Source organism: Caproiciproducens lactatisolvens, assembly GCF_052443335.1.
Taxonomy (GTDB): Bacteria; Bacillota; Clostridia; order Oscillospirales; family Acutalibacteraceae; genus Caproiciproducens.
The window spans coordinates 1,396,519-1,411,881 of sequence record NZ_CP195750.1 but is presented as its reverse complement, the minus strand read 5'-3'; the positions used below and the strand labels follow the sequence as shown (position 1 = coordinate 1,411,881).

The window sequence follows — 15,363 nt, the reverse complement described above, 5'->3', positions numbered from 1 at the left end:
TTTTACGCCTCCTCCTTAATCTTGAACAGGTTCAGCAGCAAGGCAGTGCAAATCGCAAAGATTGCCATTGCCATGGTGTCCAGTTTCAGATACTGCACGGCGAAAAAGCCGATGATGAAAAAGGGCAGCAGCTTCTTTTTGCCGATCACCATCAGGGTAATCGCGAAGCCCAGTGCCGGAAGAATTCCTCCCATGACCTCGAATGAGTGCATCAGCCAGGTGGGAACAACGGTCATAAATGTTTTGACCGCGTCGACGCCAAGATAATCGATGACAAACACGATTGGAAAACGGATGACAAATCCGAGCAGGGCCGGGAACAGAAACGCGGCCATCAGGATTCCCTTCGTGTTGGCCTGCTCCGCGTAACGGTCTGCCATATGTACCCAGATGGCGTTGGTGGAACGGCGGAGCTGGTCGACGAAAACGCCCAGAACACCGAATGGAATCGCCAGCGAAATAGCGACCTCCGGTTTCATGTTGGCAAGCACGCCCAGCGGGATCGCCACACAGCCCGCAAGCGCGGGATCGCTGGGAACATTGCCGCCGGGAGTGGAAGTGACCCCTAAATAGACCAGCTGCAGCCCCGCGCCGATCTGCATGGACAACGCCATGTTGCCCGTGAGTATGCCGACAAAGATACCGATGACAACGGGCTGAAGCAGCATGGATGAAAAGGTGTAGCCAAGCCGCAGCCGGGAGAACCAGTAATAGATACCCATTGAAATAGCAAGTGGCAAAACGCTCATTGTTGTTTCCTCCTCAAGTATTTAGTTTTGATGATACTTCTTCAAGATTCCTTCCAGGTTCTGGGGAGCGTCCTCCGGGATTGTCTGAAAAATGATTTTCACACCTTTCTGCTGCAGTTCGGTAAGGATCTCCACATCCGCATCGTCCAGCGTGATATTCTGAAAGACCACTTTCCGGTTCGGCGCTCCGCCAAGACCGCCTACCTGGATGTCGGTAACCCGGATGCCTCCGTCATAAACCTCTTTCATTGTCTTGAGATTTGGCAGCAGAAGCAGCACTTTTCCCTCGCCGAATTGGTCCGCATTCCAGTTCTCAATAACATCCTTCTGGGTATAACAGCTCACCTTGACATCCCGCGGCGCGGCCAGAAGATAAATCTCCATCATGAAAGGATCTTTTGCAAGCTCATCACTGACTACGACGATTTTGTTCGCCCCGGACTGATTGACCCATTTGGTCATGACCTGCCCGTGAATGAGTCTGCTGTCAATTCTGCACAGAACAATTTCAGCCATTTTTTTCCACCTCCTTTTCCTGAAGCGATTTTGTGATCTTTTCGATTACATCCATAACGGAAGATTTCCCCGTCTCCAAAACAGAATCGAAGTCTATCCTGCCTTCCTCCATCAGCCCGAGACACGCCTCGATCAGAAGCGGGGCATTCAGCCCGGAAAACACCCTGATGTTTTTTTCCCACCCTACGAGCGCGCCCGCGTTGGTCGTGGTCCCGCCAAACATATCGGTAAGGATCAGCGACCCGTCGGGCATTGCATCGGCAGCTTCCCGGACAAGCGCAAGATATTCCTGAAAGGTAACCTTTGGTGTCAGCGGCACTTCCTTCACGAAATCGACCGCGCCGATCACCATCCTGACCCCTTCCATCAGGGACATCCCCCACCCTCCGTGAGTCAGCAGTAAAATCTGTGGTTTCCCCATAAAACACTCTCCTAATGGCTAAAAAATCGAATTGTCATATACTTTATTATTCTGTAATTATTGTAGTACACTACATTACCCGCGTCAATTCACAAATCAGATAAAGAAACCCTCCTGTTTTTGTAATTTACTACAAATCGTATCAATTCAATGTAGGCAATCAAAAAAAACTATGATATAATAAAAAAATAATAAGGATCGGCTGCATGACAAAATTATTTGGTGTTCTTAAATAGTACTATTCCCTTTTATTATGCCAGATCAACTGTAAAATGTTGGATTGCTGACGCAAAATCCTAATTCAAATATGGAGGTACCCATCCGCAATGGCACAAGAGAACGATTGGTCCAGTCTGATTACACGGATGAACGCAATGTCGAACCAGTTTACAAAGACCGACTGGAAAATTGTCAATTATATTAAAAAGAAAGCGGAAGCCATTCTGAACTGCAACGCGCAGGAGCTTGCGAAAGCAATCGGCACATCCGACGCAAGTATCATCCGCTTCACCCAGAAGGTGGGATATTCCGGCCTGAACGAATTCAAATACGTGCTGCAGCAGCAAATTGCGAAACCCGCAGCGGAGACCGGAACGGGAGATTATGCCGCTCTGCTTCAGGACAACATAACGCTCCTGGAACTTCTGTATCAAACGGTCAAGCCGGAAAATGTGGACCTGCTGCGTAAAAAGATGCTGGCTGCGGAAAGGATTTTTATCGTCGGCCTGGAAATCAATCAGCATGTGGCGGAAATTCTGGCGTTTAAATTCGCGAAACTCGGATTGCCGATCTGTGCTGTAACAAACTACGACGTGCTGAAGGTCTACAGAAAAATTTCCACCCCCCGCGACCTGTTCATTACCATCTCACTTTCCGGGGAGGATGAGCTTCTCTCGGAAACGCTCGCAGATTTTATTAACAACGGCAGTTATATTGTGCTGTTCTCCAACCATGAAAAATCCCTGTGCGCCGCCTACACGGACCTGCTTTTCCTGATCCCGAAAACGGACCTTCTGTCAAGCTCCAACGTAATCTGCCGCGAAATCCTGCTGCTTCAGCTTGGAGACATGATTTTCCAGAATTTTCTGGCGAAGGACAGCCCCTCCTACAAAACATTTCTAAAAACGGCTTCCTATGCCGTCCCCGACGACGAAGACGATTAGCAGAAGAATGGCTATAAAAAAGATCGCTGCCCCTGTGAAATAAAAAGGGACAGCGATCTTTTTGTTCTGTTTCACGATTTCAAAGCACAAAATCCGAACTTCAAGCTTCCATCGCTTCGCTGAAAAATTTATTGTGTACCGCCGTGACGGCCTTATCCGCATCGGAGCGGTCGATCAGGACCGAAATCTTGATTTCACTGGTAGCAATCATCTGGATGTTGATATTTGCTTCAAACAGCGCTTCAAACATCTGGGCGGCCGTGCCGGGATGCGTTTCCATTCCCGCGCCCACAATGGAGACCTTGGCGACATTTTCATCGTAGACGACGCTGGTCGCGCCGATCAGCTCCACATAGGGGCTCAGGATATCGATCGTCTCCTTCAGGTTGGCCTGGCTGACCGTAAAGCTGATATCCTTTGTACCGTTTCTGCCGACGGACTGGAGAATAATATCAACATTAATATTTTTCGCGGAAAGCTTTGAGAAAATTTTGAAAGCGAGGCCCGGTCTGTCGGGTACGCCGATGATTGAAACGCGGGCCACATCCTCGTCTTTCGCAATACCGCTGATCAACATTTTTTCCACTTTCGTTGCCTCCTTAACAATTGTGCCGGGTTTTCTTGTCATGCTGGAAAGGACCTCGAGCTGAATTCCGTACTTCTTTGCCATCTCAACCGAACGGTTATTGAGCACCTGCGCGCCCAAAGTCGCAAGCTCAAGCATTTCATCATAGGAGATGTAGGCAAGCTTCCTTGCGTTTTTTACCTTGCGCGGGTCGGCGGTATAAACGCCCTCCACATCCGTAAAGATCTGGCACAGGTCCGCATTCATCACTGCCGCGATGGCGACCGCGCTGGTGTCCGAGCCGCCCCTGCCGAGCGTCGTCATGTCGTTGTAGCGGTTGATTCCCTGAAATCCCGTTACAATAACGATATTTCTTTTATCCAGTTCCTTCTTGATACGGTCGGGCACGACTCGTTTGATTCTCGCGCTGCCGTAGGCCGAGCTGGTATAAAACCCGGCCTGCCACCCCAACAGCGAGACAACCGGGTAACCCAGCTTTTCAATCGCCATTGCGAGCAGCGAAGCGGATATCTGTTCGCCCGAAGTAAGGAGCATATCCATTTCTCTTTTGGAGGCATAGGGATTGATTTCTTTTGCTTTATCGATCAGATCGTCTGTCGTATCACCCTGTGCGGAAACGACGATGACAATATCGTTGCCCTGTGAATAGGTCTTTGTGACGATGTCCGCCACATTAAAAACACGTTCCGCATTCGCAACGGAACTGCCGCCGAACTTCTGGACTATAAGGCTCATTCGGTTCCATCCCCCATATTAAAGTAAAAGTATTATTATTCAATCGATATCTGCGCACCTTTTGAATCCGTATTCAAAATCTTGATCTCCCAGCCCGTAATCCCTTTTTCCTCCAGATGGTTCGCCGCGTATTTGGCAAAGACATCCGTATCGGAGGCATCGATCATGGAGATAATCGTCGGGCCGGCCCCGCTGACATAAGTGCCGAGCGAACCCAGTTCATAGCTCAGACGGAACACGTCGTCCAGATGATCGATCAGGCTGGCCCTGTACGGCTGGTGAATCTTATCCTGCACCGCCACACGCAGGTTTTCCAGTTTGCCGGAAAAGAGCGAGGCCGCCATCAGCGCGGACCTTGAAAGATTATAAACGGCGTCGCTTCTCGAATACTCTTTGGGAAGCACGGAGCGCGCCTTCTCTGTTTTCAGTTCAAAAGGCGGAATAAACAAAGCAAACCGGATCTTTTCCGAAACGGGAACGCTCACGCTGTAAACCCTTCCCGCTTCCATGGCGGAGGCGGCAAGGCCGCCTTCGATCGCGGGCGTGGTGTTATCGGGATGTCCTTCGATTTCAGCCGCGAGGTTAATCAGCTCCTGTACCGAAAGAGGGCCGCCCAAAAGGCGGTTCGCGCCGGAAATTCCGGCGACAATGCACGCCGAGCTGCTGCCCAGACCGCGCGCCATCGGGATATTGTTCAGCTGAACGATTTTAAGGCCCGGCAATTTGCGGCCGCACCGCTCATAAACCTGCTTTGCGGCCCAGAAAATCAGGTTGCTGTCATCCGTCGGCACCTGAATATTGTCTTTGCTGGAAATATCAACGGTATCGGATTCTTCCATCCAAACCTGATTGTACAGGTCCAGCGCAATTCCAAGGGAGTCAAAACCGGAACCAAGGTTTGCGCTGGTAGCCGGTACCTGAATTCTTATCATATCATATCAACATCCTAATCCTAAATAAATGAATTTACAGATCCCCTATGCGGATGGTATTCTTTACCGTTACACCCAGCGGTTCCAGTTCCGCAAGCTTCGCGACGATTTCTTTTTCCCGCATGACCTCTGTCACAAAAGCGATTTCGCCGCGGGCCGGTTTCCTGCGGGAAAGCCGGGTAACTCCGCCGAAAATCTGATTGATGTTTTTAAAGGCGAGGTCCTCGTCGTCCGTTTCGGCGCGGACGAACATGGCGACCTCGTTCAGGAGGTAGTCCTCCACATAATCCTTTGAGCCGTCTTCCCAGTAGAGGTATTTTCTGGCCCTGAAATGCTTCACGCAGTCAATGACGTCCGCAACAACCGCGCTTGCGGTCGGGAGCTTTCCGGCGCCCTTTCCGTAGAACACGACATCGCCCGTCGAGTCGCCGCGCACCATAATCCCGTTGAACACGTCGTCGACATTGGCAAGCTGGCTTTCGCGCGGAATAAACATCGGGCAGACAATGATCTGCAGTTTTCCGCTCTCCATCATTTTGACCTGTCCGATCAGTTTGACCACTCCGCCCCAGGCGGCGGCGTATTCCACATCCGCCAGAGCGATCTTGGTGATGCCTTCGGTGTGCACCTGATCGGGGTAGACGTGCTTGCCGTAGGCCAGAGAGGACAGGATGCAGATTTTGCGGCAGGCGTCCTGGCCCTCCACATCCGCAGCCGGGTTGCGCTCCGCATAGCCCAGCTTCTGGGCAAGGGCAAGTGTATCCTCAAAGGTCATCTGCTCACGGATCATTTTGGTCAGTATAAAATTGGTGGTACCGTTTAAAATACCCGCGATTTCCACCACGTCGTTTGCCGCAAGACACTGGCTGATCGGGCGGATAATCGGGATGCCGCCGCCGACACTCGCTTCGAACAGGAAATTCAGGTTGTTTTTCTGCGCGATTTTCAGCAGTTCGGCCCCTTTGGCGGCCACCAGCTCCTTATTGGAGGTAACCACGCTTTTTCCCGCTTCCAAGCAGCGTTTCACATAATCGAAGGCCGGGTTCAGCCCGCCCATTACTTCCACCACGATTTTTACTTCCGGATCATTCAGGATTGTATCAAAGGATTTTGTGAATTTGCTTTCAAACGGACTGCCGGGGAATTCACGCAAATCCAGAATATATTTGATATCGATTCGCTCTTTGGCGCGTTTGGCGATATTCTCCGCGTGATTGGTCAAAACCTCCACCACACCGGAGCCGACTACGCCGTATCCCATTACAGCTATTTCTACCATATGTAGCACCCCTTACTATTTCTACTGATCTCCGAAAAAAACAGATAAGCACTTTAACAGTTTACCACGTTTCAGTGTGACAATCAATTTACAAATTAACCGAAATGCAGATGCCCGCGAACAGGCATCCGCATGAAAATGACAGAGCGGTCAGTCGGCCGCAGCCGCCAAATCCCCTTGGGGACGGCCCGGCTTCGACGGTTTATCCGGGCGGGAATTCCTTGCGGACGACGTATGGGACTCCGGCGTTGTGGAAGACGTCGGAGCTTCTGAGGAAGTGTCGGGATTTTCGTGCGACTCCCCGCCGCTTGAAACGGCGCTCTCCCCGCTTTCCGTACCGGACTCAACGGGATGGGAAACAACGGAGGAGGCCGATCCGGCGTGGATACCGTCACAGATAGCCGGCATATGGCTCTTGTCGTACCAGCCGATCTGGGTATCCTTGTCGTTAGCCGGGTTCGCCAAAAGTCCGGTCACTGTACAGAACCTGGCCGAAACCACGTTGGGATCGTAGGTAAAGGTCAATTTCTCTTTATTTTTCAGATACGACGCCATAATATTCTTCCATGTAGAGGCGGCATAGGTCGTATTGGTCAGATGCGCGGGCGTCAGATAGCCTGTCCAGATGCCGGCGACCGCGTAGGGCGTTCCGCCGATGAACCAGCTGTCCTTTTCATCGTTGGTGGTACCCGTTTTGCCGAACACCTCCCACCCGCTGATCGCCGCGCCGCGCCCGGTTCCGTGGGCGCCCGTCACGACATTGTTGAGCAGATGATGCATGATAGACGAGGTGGCGGAGCTGATTGCCTGAACGGAAGTCTGATTGCGGTTGTCCAGAATCACATTGCCGTCGTGGTCGTCCACATGATAAAAGGTATAGGGCTGATAATATTTCCCGCCGTTCGCGAAAATCTGGAAACCGGCCGTCATCTCGCGAACGGTAACGCCTTCGCTCAGGCCGCCGATCGCCATAGGCGCGCGGTTGTTGTCCGCGGGAAGCAGGCTGGTAAAGCCCAGCTTTTCTTTCAGAAAATTAAAGCTGACGTTTGGCGTAATGGCGTTTCCGACCTGCGCCGCACTGGCGTTGAGGGAACGCTCCAGCGCCCATTCCAGAGGAATGGGGCCCCAGTATTTTCCGCTTGTGTTCCCCGGTCCCCAGTTTTTCGGACCGGAGCTGCCGTCGCTGAACCAGTTCGGCAGCGGATTGTCATTGACTAAAGAAGAATAATTGTATTTTCCGGATTCTATCGCCGGCCCGTAGACCGCCAAAGGCTTGATGGTGGAACCCGGCTGTCTTTTGGAGTCCGTAGACAGACTGAACAGGCGGTTGCTCTTTTTCTCCCCTCTGGAACCCACCGTGGCCAGCACCCGTCCGGAGTAGTCCATGGCAAGGTACCCCGCTTGCATCTTGGTATTGCTTCCGAAGAGCTTGTCCGATTTGAACGTATTTTCCGCAATGTTCTGCAAATCGGTATCCATTGCGGCGTAAATCTTCAGTCCGTCATGGTAAATCATATCCACAGCCTTCTCGCTGGAGCAGTTATAGTGCTCCATCAGGCCGCTCTTGACGTCTTCAAACAGGGTATCCACATACCAGTTCCAGATAGGAACGTCGTCTACGACATTTTCGGCTTTCTTCCCCACAAAGGTCATATGTTCCGATTTTGTCATCGCGGTGTTGTACTCCGCGTCCGTAATCATTCCCTGAGCATGCATCTCATTCAGTACCGTCTGCTGGCGTTCCTTGTTCTGATCCGGATGGACGAGCGGGGAATATTTCGTCGGGTTCTGCGTGATGCCCGCAATCGCGGCACACTCCGCTATATCACAGTCCTGAATATTCTTGCCAAAATAAAGGTTCGCCGCGGCCTGAACGCCGTTGCTGCCGCTGCCGAAGGGGACGACATTGAGATAAGCGGCGAGGATTTCCTCTTTGGTATATTTTTGTTCCAGATTCAAGGCACGGAAGATTTCCTTTACCTTTCTGGTAAGACTTACGTCCTTGTCCCCCGTGATGTTTTTAATCAGCTGCTGGGTAATGGTAGAACCGCCGTAGCTGCTCCCTTTGGAAAACAGCGTAGTCACCGCGCCGGCCGTCCGTATCCAGTCAACGCCCTTATGATCCCGGAAACGCTTGTCCTCGATCGCGACAATGGCGTCTTTCATGGACTGCGGTATTTTGTCGTAATCCACCCACACCCGGTTTTCACTGCTGTACAGGCTCTGGTACTGAACGGGGTTGGAACTGTCGTCGTTGGGGCCGTTTACATAGATGAAGCTCGTATAATTCAACTGCAGCTTATGCAGGTCATAATCGACGGATTCATTGCTCAGGCTGAACACAAAGGAAAGCAGCGAGACAGACACAATGATGCCGGTAATGAATAATATAGTAAAAACGGTGAAAAGACTCTTTAATACAATCCGACCAACGGACCTTGCTTTGCCGTCTTTTTCTCCGTTTCGGGAGCCGACATATTGATTGATATCGGTTTTTCTCATCGGGAACCACCTCCTTGATAAAAAATGGATTATTGCAACAAAAAATGAATAATTTTCCAATATTTTCAAATAATACCTATGAGGTGATGCTATTTGAAAAGAAACTGGATTGTGCTGCTGGGTACAACTGTTATTATAATCGGAATGTTAATGTGGGGTTTTTCTCAAACGAGAATAAACCAAATACCTGAAGTTTCAAGCTCAGATATATTAGATAATTCTACCTCAAATGAGGCTTCAAGTCAAGAAAACAGCGAAATTCCGACCATGGCAAGCCGAAGCAGCAGCGTGAACACCTACACGGTAAAGGAGTATGAAGGGCATATCGGAGTCTTTTACAACAACGAGAGCACTCCCTATCAGGAGATCGACGTCGACGTCGCATCGCTGCCACAGGCGGATCAGGTGCTTTTAAAAGATGGAATCCGGGTCACGGACGTTGACCGCCTGAACAGTATCATTGAAGATTATGAAAGCTAAAAGAATGCTTTTCGCCGGTTTTTGTGCTATAATTTGAAGCTGTAAAATAACATTGCAATACAGGAGGCAGCTATGGATTGTTCACCCTTTGTAATCGGTGTTGCCGGCGGCACCGGTTCAGGAAAAACAACGCTTTCGACGAAGCTGAAACAGGCAATCGCCGACGACGCCATCATTTTATCCCATGATTTTTATTACCGCGCAAATTCCGATATTCCATTCGAACAGCGTGTCAAAATGAATTATGACCATCCTCACGCATTCGATACCGATTTACTGATTGAGGACGTAAAAAAACTCAAAAGCGGCCGGGCGATCGACCATCCGGTTTATTCTTTTGTCACCTACACCAGAACCGGCGAAACCGTACACATGGAGCCGGCACGCGTGATTATTGTGGAAGGGATCCTGATTTTTGAAAACAAAGACCTCCTGAATTTAATGGATATGAAGCTGTTTGTGGACACGGACGCGGATATACGGCTTCTCCGCCGTCTGACCCGGGACGTGAAAGAACGCGGCCGCAGCCTGGATTCTTTTATGTCCCAGTACATAAATACGGTCAAGCCCATGCATGAACAGTTTGTAGAACCCAGCAAGAAATACGCCGACATCATTATTCCCCAGGGCGGAGAAAACCCCGTCGCCCTGCATATGCTGATCGACCATATCAAGGCGCTGATCCGTAAAACGGACAAGCTTGCCGTTACCCGTTAACAAAAACGCTCCGCGGAAAATCCGCGGAGCGTTTTTGTTCGTCTGTTCTATCAGATATCGGTGGTAACAAAGCCGATGGGATTGCCGCCGGAAGCGTTCAGGCGGTGGAACGAATCCTTGAATTCATGATACGGAGTCGAACCGTATTTTGCGACCATAATCACAGAACCGGCAAGCCTTGCGATATTATCCGCCTCCGGATACCGCACTTCGGAAGGCGTATGAATAATCACATAATCGAACTTTTCGGAAAGCTCCCGGAACAGCCCGGTAAATTTTTCGGAAAACAGTACGTCCGCGGGATTCTGGGATGCTTCCGTGCCGGAAACAAGGCTCAGGCCCTTGACGGAAGTCTGTGAAACCGCCTCTTGTGCGGAACAGGTCCCGTTCAAGGCATCTGTGAGGGAATGCTGCGGTTTTACATTCAGCAGCTTTCCGATCCCGTTTTCACGGAGGTCCGCGTCAATCAGAAGCGTGGTCTTTCCGGAACAGGCCAGCGCGCCCGCCATTCCGGCCGCCACGGAGGCAGCGCCGTTGTGCTCGCAGACATCGGTGACAAGGAAGCTGGTCTTTCCCTGTGCACAGTGAACCGCCGCGGCACGAAGCTTGCGGAAGCTGTCTTCCTTCTTTTCGCGGCCGCCTTTCTTCGGAACCGTTCCCAGAAGCGCGGTGTTCAGCGCTTCGCTGACATAGCGGCTGTTGCGGATCGTTCTGTCCGTCAGCACGACAATAATGCCGTAGCATACATACACGATAAAGCCGATGACGAGGCCAATGATACCGGCCTTGAGCATGGTGGACTTATTGGACTCCGGCTCCGCCGGAATCGCAGGGTCGGCGATCACCGCCGTCAGCTTCGGGGACGGGAACGCGCCGGTAAGCTTTTCCCCCAGCACCTCGGCCGCTGTGTTGGCAATACGGTCCGCCATGGCGGCGTTCGGGGTTTTCACGGTCAGCTTGACGACCGGAGCCGTATTGACCTGAACCGCGCCGATCGAGGTGATTTCCTTCTCATCGATCCCAAGCTTTTCGGCGGTCTGAGAAATCATATCTTTGCCCGTCGCAATGGCGATGGCGGTCTGCACCCTGCTGTTCAGAATGCTGGTGTACTGCAGCCGGTAGTCCGTCTGTGCGTCCTCGGGTACCTCACAGGAAATGATCATGGTGGTATCGCAGGTATATTCATTGTGGACAAATTTGAGGGGCATCAGCCCAAACACAATTCCAAAAGCAGCGACGACGATGATAAATTTCAGGATGCTCCTCTTAAAATATTCCAGTATTTCTGAAAAGCTTACGAAAAGTTCCATATTTAACCTCCAAATATCGTTGATCAATCTATATTCATTGAAGCTCCGGCAAAATCAAGGACCTGCTTCATAATGGTTTTCCAGTCGTAATTCTTCTCCGCGAATTCGCGTTCCTTCTGCGCTATGGACGGGTCCCTGCGGCAATTCCGGACAAATTCGATGACGGCGTCCATATCCACCGCCGTCCCGTCGTTCGGCAGCCTGAGCGCAAACGGCGTATCCCGTCCGATCTTCGCGTCGTCGTAGGCATACAGGAAAGGCAGCGCCGCGGCGCAGTATTCGCGCGCTTTTAAGGAAGAGCAGGCGGTCAGGCCCCTGCGGTAACAGCCGAGAGAGGATACCCCCACGTCGACCGTTTTATATATATCGGAAAGCTCCTTCCCCTTTTTAAAGCCGCAGAACGTTACGTCTTCGGTCAGGCCAAGCCTGTCCACCAGCGCGCGGAATTCGGGCATCTCTGTGGCGTCGCCGCCGACCAGCACAAATTTCAGCGCGGGCGCGCCGTCCGGTTTTTTCTTTTTATACTCGCTTATTCCTTCAAGGACCCGGTCGTAGCCCTGCCACCAAAGGGTACCGGCAACCCCGAGAAACACAATGTCCTTGTCGACGTCCCCGCAGTGAGGGACGGACGATATCCCGTCGATGTTGATGCCGTTGTCTCCGTTCATGGCTTTGACTCCGAAAAACGAGTCCGCCCGGTTTCCGTACAGCACCACCGCGTCCACATACCGTTTCAGCCTTCTGCCCGACAGACGGTCGTCCGCCACCGTTACGGCCACCTTTGCGGCGGTCACGGCACGGTTTTTGAGCGTTTTGGCATATTGGATGTTGCGGATATAGTCCCCCAGATAAGGATAATTCGGGATTTCGACCACAATGGTTTTTACCCGGTTTTCCCGCGCGGCCCTGCAGATTCTGAGCATGTCGGAGCTGACGCGGTCAAGACGCAGATACAGGACGTCAAAGCTGTGTTTTCGAACATACTCAAGGGCGATCCGCGTAAGCTGCTTCATGATTCCGCCGGCGGAATCAAAGCCGCTTTTCTGCGGCTCGGCGCCGAAGAACTGAAACGTGCTCCCCTGCCACATGGAATAGGTCACCTGGTAGCCCAGCTTCTCAAACGCGCCGACCTGGCCCTCGATTTTATTTTTCACACCCAGATACAGCGGAGCATCCTCCTGAAAAGTAAGATACATCAGTTTCATTGACTGATCTCCTTGTAAAAGTTCCGGTAGTTTTTCTGCGCATTGAATTTTTCGGCCCATATTCTGCGCGCATTCCGGCACAGACGGTCATAATCCTCATCCGGCAGCTCTTTCAGTTTCTTCAGTCGGGACAGCAGCTCTTCCGGCGAAAAATCCGACGGAAGCAAATAGCCGTTTTCCCCGTCGTACACCGCTTCCCGGGTACCGCCGACATCCGTGGCGATCACGGGAACGCCGAAGGAGCAGATTTCCATAATGGAAACCGGGATCCCTTCGCTGGCGCTTACATTGACAAAGGCGGAAAGGTCATGGGAACGGTAATAATTCATGATGGCGGCGTTGTCCATCTGCCCCTTCCATTCCGTACGGACACAGTCCGGCAGCTTCGACGCCATCCCCTCGACTTCCCCGCGCAGCGGCCCGGAACCGATATGCGTCCACAAAATGGGGAAATCCGCTTTTTCCAGCGCCTGCACGATCAGATGCAGACGCTTGACCGGGGCTATGAAAGAACAGGATACGATATGCAGACCGTTTTCTCTGGTACCGTGTTTTTCGCCGTGGTCGGCCGTCCCCAGAAAAGCGGGCGCTATTTTTTCCGCGTACCGGGGATACCGTTTTTGAAGGTACTCCGCGCCGGAAGCGGAACAGGGCAGCACTCGGTCGATCCGGTCCAGCAAAAACTCCCTCATCGGAAGGTAATTCATTTTCGCAAACTCACTGTAAAGGTCAAAGCGGTGGGCACGGGAAATCTGTTTCACCCTTTTTCCCCGCCGTTTCAACTCCTGCGCAAGCAGCGCCCCCGCAGCCGCGGCGTCAAACAGCCAGTAGCTGTAAATGGTGACTTCATCGGCAGAGGCAAGCTCCGGGATCTGTGCCAGCGCCGTATCAATCTCGTAGGCGCGCTTCATAAAGAAAAGCACTTCATGCGCCCTTTGCAAGGTAAATGTCCCGGACTTCATCATACTGAGCAGCTCGTCCCGTACAAAAGGCCTGAGCATCAGCCCGGCGTAGGCCGACTTACCGCCCGGAACCGTTTTGAGCGGAACACAGGAGATAAAATCAGGCAGCTTCTTTGTAACGGCGGAATTCGGTTTCAGGTTGCAGGGACAAATCAGTACCCGGTCGTATCCGCTGATATAATTGACCTCATTGAGCAAAAACTCTTCCCCGTTGTCGTATGGAAACGAGGTGGTAAGCAGCAAAAGCAGCTTCATGGCTGTTCCTCCCATGTCAACCATCCGCCCCGGGCATGGGAAAGCGAGCGTGCGTGCGTTCCTTTCGCAATCAGCAGCGCCGCAAGGTAGATCCCCACAAAGAAGCAGATATAGGTGATGTTAAAAACCTCGGTAACCCACAGAAACGCAAAGTTGCGCGGAATATATACAAAGTTTTTCAGGGCGAGCAGCCCGAAGGCAATGGTCACCCAGGAACGGGTCAGCAAGGAAGAGAAAAAGCGGAAGATGACGCCGATCATCGCGCTGACCAGGACGACCCCTAAAATGCCGTAGGCGACATAGGCCTCGGCCACATAGGAGGTGCCGAAACCGCCCCCGCTCAGGTAACGGTCCGGATCGACCATAAAGGTCAGGGCATGTCCGAAATTATGGGTGGTGCGGACAAATTCCGTGTTCTGCACCTCGATGATCGGGGTCAGGCCGAACAGGGTTTTCGTAACAATATTATTATGGACGAACAGTTCAAACGGATAGAATAAATACCAGTAGGCTGTGGAAGGATTGAACAGATCGATATGGTTGACCGTCTGGACAACGACGCGAAAGCTTGCCCCCTGGGAATCGATAAAGCTGACGAGCATTTCTCCCAGTCCCCTGTCCGTGTCCAGGCCCGCGCGGATCAGCGCCAGAAGCTGAAGCAGGTACATGGCGGCAATTCCGAACACGCCCCCGTAGGCAACCGTTCTTTTTTTCAGAACCCTTTTCTCTTTTTCCAGCATAGAGTCCCGCAGGACAAAATAGGCGATCAGCATCAGCGCTTCCGTTACAATCGTATTTCTCCGTCCCGTCAGAAGGGACGCGAGCATGTAGGCCCCGTAGACGGCAAGCGGCAGCTTCATCTGATTTTTGCCGGGCAGAGTGGCAAGAAAAACCGCAAACGCCGGGACAAAAAACATGGAAAGGCGGCTGACGGCGGAAGGAATACTGGCCGTATTGGTGTAAGAGCTGAGATACCCATCTCTCAGAACCGCCAGACCCGAAGTGAACAGGATATAGAAAAACGGAACGGAACTGATATACAGTACAACCGCGCTGATCTGACGGATAATGGGATTCAGGTCGTTCCGGGTGACGGCGTGGATTCCTTTTGTCTGTATCGCAGATTCCCTGCGGTAAAAAAACGGTCCCATGGCACGGTAAACCGCGTAAACACAAAAAAGCGACAGCGCGACAATCTGGAGGGACTGAAACAGCTTCGGAAAATCATCCGCCTCCAAAAGCATCAGCAGCTTATGGTGATAACCAAACCAGGAAGTATACACACGCCCCAAAAGGAGGATATTGTAGGCCCCCACAAAGATCAATAACGCAAAATCACGCCTGATATTGACAATCAGGCTGCTGATAATTGCAACATTCATCATGATGAATGCAAAAAACAGGACGTCGACCGCCGCTTCCGCCCTGCCGAAAACGGTCATCAGATTGGCGGCGAACATCAACAATATCGTAATTCCAAAAAGGATGGTATCTCTCAGAAAATCGGATGTTTTTATTTTTAGCATCGGCACACTTCCCAAATAGATTATT

General features: G+C 51.7%; 14 protein-coding genes. 3 read left to right on the top strand and 11 right to left on the bottom strand.

The genetic code is table 11. The annotated features are described in order from the left end of the window. Positions 1-2 precede the first annotated feature (2 nt). From ACRQV7_RS06910 to ACRQV7_RS06900, 3 genes are read right to left on the bottom strand one after another with little or no spacing between them, the layout of a single operon-like run. Positions 3-749: a PTS mannose/fructose/sorbose/N-acetylgalactosamine transporter subunit IIC gene (locus tag ACRQV7_RS06910; RefSeq protein WP_038323887.1), complete on the bottom strand. Its 747-nt coding sequence runs from the start codon at positions 747-749 to the stop codon at positions 3-5. Positions 750-770: 21 nt separating this feature from the next. Next, entirely contained in the window at positions 771-1,265 is a 495-nt protein-coding gene (locus tag ACRQV7_RS06905; protein ID WP_444659947.1) for a PTS system mannose/fructose/N-acetylgalactosamine-transporter subunit IIB, read from the bottom strand. Further along, positions 1,258-1,686 (bottom strand): PTS sugar transporter subunit IIA, encoded by a 429-nt coding sequence (locus ACRQV7_RS06900; protein ID WP_444659946.1) that lies wholly within the window; start codon positions 1,684-1,686, stop codon positions 1,258-1,260. The genes ACRQV7_RS06905 and ACRQV7_RS06900 overlap by 8 nt, the downstream gene beginning before the upstream one ends. Before the next feature lie 326 nt (positions 1,687-2,012). Here ACRQV7_RS06900 and ACRQV7_RS06895 point away from each other — a divergent pair, with 326 nt between their 5' ends. Then, positions 2,013-2,849 carry a MurR/RpiR family transcriptional regulator gene (locus tag ACRQV7_RS06895; protein WP_275714287.1) on the top strand — a complete coding sequence of 279 codons (837 nt, stop codon included), beginning with the start codon at positions 2,013-2,015 and terminating at the stop codon, positions 2,847-2,849. Positions 2,850-2,949: 100 nt separating this feature from the next. Here ACRQV7_RS06895 and ACRQV7_RS06890 read toward each other — a convergent pair whose 3' ends face one another. From ACRQV7_RS06890 to ACRQV7_RS06875, 4 genes are all read right to left on the bottom strand, one after another. Further along, entirely contained in the window at positions 2,950-4,170 is a 1,221-nt protein-coding gene (locus ACRQV7_RS06890; RefSeq protein WP_444659945.1) for an aspartate kinase, read from the bottom strand. Between the two features lie 35 nt (positions 4,171-4,205). After that, complete coding sequence (gene thrB, locus ACRQV7_RS06885; protein WP_444659944.1) at positions 4,206-5,102, bottom strand: homoserine kinase; 897 nt, start codon at positions 5,100-5,102, stop codon at positions 4,206-4,208. 34 nt (positions 5,103-5,136) lie between these two features. Further along, positions 5,137-6,381, bottom strand: coding sequence for a homoserine dehydrogenase (locus ACRQV7_RS06880; protein ID WP_275714281.1), 1,245 nt, complete (start codon positions 6,379-6,381; stop codon positions 5,137-5,139). A gap of 150 nt (positions 6,382-6,531) precedes the next feature. After that, positions 6,532-8,883: a transglycosylase domain-containing protein gene (locus ACRQV7_RS06875; RefSeq protein WP_444659943.1), complete on the bottom strand. Its 2,352-nt coding sequence runs from the start codon at positions 8,881-8,883 to the stop codon at positions 6,532-6,534. Between the two features lie 267 nt (positions 8,884-9,150). On the opposite strand from ACRQV7_RS06875, the gene ACRQV7_RS06870 reads away from it, so the two are divergent. Continuing rightward, entirely contained in the window at positions 9,151-9,363 is a 213-nt protein-coding gene (locus ACRQV7_RS06870; RefSeq protein WP_275714276.1) for a BofC C-terminal domain-containing protein, read from the top strand. Positions 9,364-9,435: 72 nt separating this feature from the next. Further along, on the top strand, positions 9,436-10,080 hold the full coding sequence (udk, locus tag ACRQV7_RS06865; RefSeq protein WP_444659942.1) for a uridine kinase: 645 nt from the start codon (positions 9,436-9,438) through the stop codon (positions 10,078-10,080). Between the two features lie 50 nt (positions 10,081-10,130). Here udk and ACRQV7_RS06860 read toward each other — a convergent pair whose 3' ends face one another. The 4 genes from ACRQV7_RS06860 to ACRQV7_RS06845 are packed head-to-tail and all read right to left on the bottom strand — an operon-like array spanning position 10,131 to position 15,338. Next, the gene (locus ACRQV7_RS06860; protein WP_444659941.1) at positions 10,131-11,390 is read right to left on the bottom strand and encodes a hypothetical protein; all 1,260 of its coding nucleotides are present in this window, start codon (positions 11,388-11,390) and stop codon (positions 10,131-10,133) included. A 23-nt stretch (positions 11,391-11,413) separates the two neighbouring features. Beyond that, a complete protein-coding gene (locus ACRQV7_RS06855; RefSeq protein WP_444659940.1) occupies positions 11,414-12,595 on the bottom strand; it encodes a glycosyltransferase in 1,182 nt (393 codons plus the stop codon). Further along, positions 12,592-13,812, bottom strand: a complete 1,221-nt coding sequence (locus ACRQV7_RS06850) for a glycosyltransferase (protein WP_444659939.1) — start codon at positions 13,810-13,812, stop codon at positions 12,592-12,594. The genes ACRQV7_RS06855 and ACRQV7_RS06850 overlap by 4 nt, the downstream gene beginning before the upstream one ends. After that, positions 13,809-15,338, bottom strand: a complete 1,530-nt coding sequence (locus ACRQV7_RS06845) for an O-antigen polysaccharide polymerase Wzy family protein (protein WP_444659938.1) — start codon at positions 15,336-15,338, stop codon at positions 13,809-13,811. The genes ACRQV7_RS06850 and ACRQV7_RS06845 overlap by 4 nt, the downstream gene beginning before the upstream one ends. Between the last annotated feature and the right edge of the window lie 25 nt (positions 15,339-15,363).

What these genes read in the sequence shown, in the direction of transcription:
- ACRQV7_RS06905 (WP_444659947.1), bottom strand. Translation starts at nt 1,265, where the DNA reads ATGGCTGAAATTGTTCTGTGCAGAATTGACAGCAGACTCATTCACGGG.
- ACRQV7_RS06875 (WP_444659943.1), bottom strand. Translation starts at nt 8,883, where the DNA reads ATGAGAAAAACCGATATCAATCAATATGTCGGCTCCCGAAACGGAGAA.
- ACRQV7_RS06860 (WP_444659941.1), bottom strand. Translation starts at nt 11,390, where the DNA reads ATGGAACTTTTCGTAAGCTTTTCAGAAATACTGGAATATTTTAAGAGG.
- ACRQV7_RS06855 (WP_444659940.1), bottom strand. Translation starts at nt 12,595, where the DNA reads ATGAAACTGATGTATCTTACTTTTCAGGAGGATGCTCCGCTGTATCTG.
- ACRQV7_RS06845 (WP_444659938.1), bottom strand. Translation starts at nt 15,338, where the DNA reads ATGCTAAAAATAAAAACATCCGATTTTCTGAGAGATACCATCCTTTTT.
- ACRQV7_RS06890 (WP_444659945.1), bottom strand. Translation starts at nt 4,170, where the DNA reads ATGAGCCTTATAGTCCAGAAGTTCGGCGGCAGTTCCGTTGCGAATGCG.
- ACRQV7_RS06900 (WP_444659946.1), bottom strand. Translation starts at nt 1,686, where the DNA reads ATGGGGAAACCACAGATTTTACTGCTGACTCACGGAGGGTGGGGGATG.
- ACRQV7_RS06895 (WP_275714287.1), top strand. Translation starts at nt 2,013, where the DNA reads ATGGCACAAGAGAACGATTGGTCCAGTCTGATTACACGGATGAACGCA.
- thrB (WP_444659944.1), bottom strand. Translation starts at nt 5,102, where the DNA reads ATGATAAGAATTCAGGTACCGGCTACCAGCGCAAACCTTGGTTCCGGT.
- ACRQV7_RS06850 (WP_444659939.1), bottom strand. Translation starts at nt 13,812, where the DNA reads ATGAAGCTGCTTTTGCTGCTTACCACCTCGTTTCCATACGACAACGGG.
- udk (WP_444659942.1), top strand. Translation starts at nt 9,436, where the DNA reads ATGGATTGTTCACCCTTTGTAATCGGTGTTGCCGGCGGCACCGGTTCA.
- ACRQV7_RS06880 (WP_275714281.1), bottom strand. Translation starts at nt 6,381, where the DNA reads ATGGTAGAAATAGCTGTAATGGGATACGGCGTAGTCGGCTCCGGTGTG.
- ACRQV7_RS06870 (WP_275714276.1), top strand. Translation starts at nt 9,151, where the DNA reads ATGGCAAGCCGAAGCAGCAGCGTGAACACCTACACGGTAAAGGAGTAT.
- ACRQV7_RS06910 (WP_038323887.1), bottom strand. Translation starts at nt 749, where the DNA reads ATGAGCGTTTTGCCACTTGCTATTTCAATGGGTATCTATTACTGGTTC.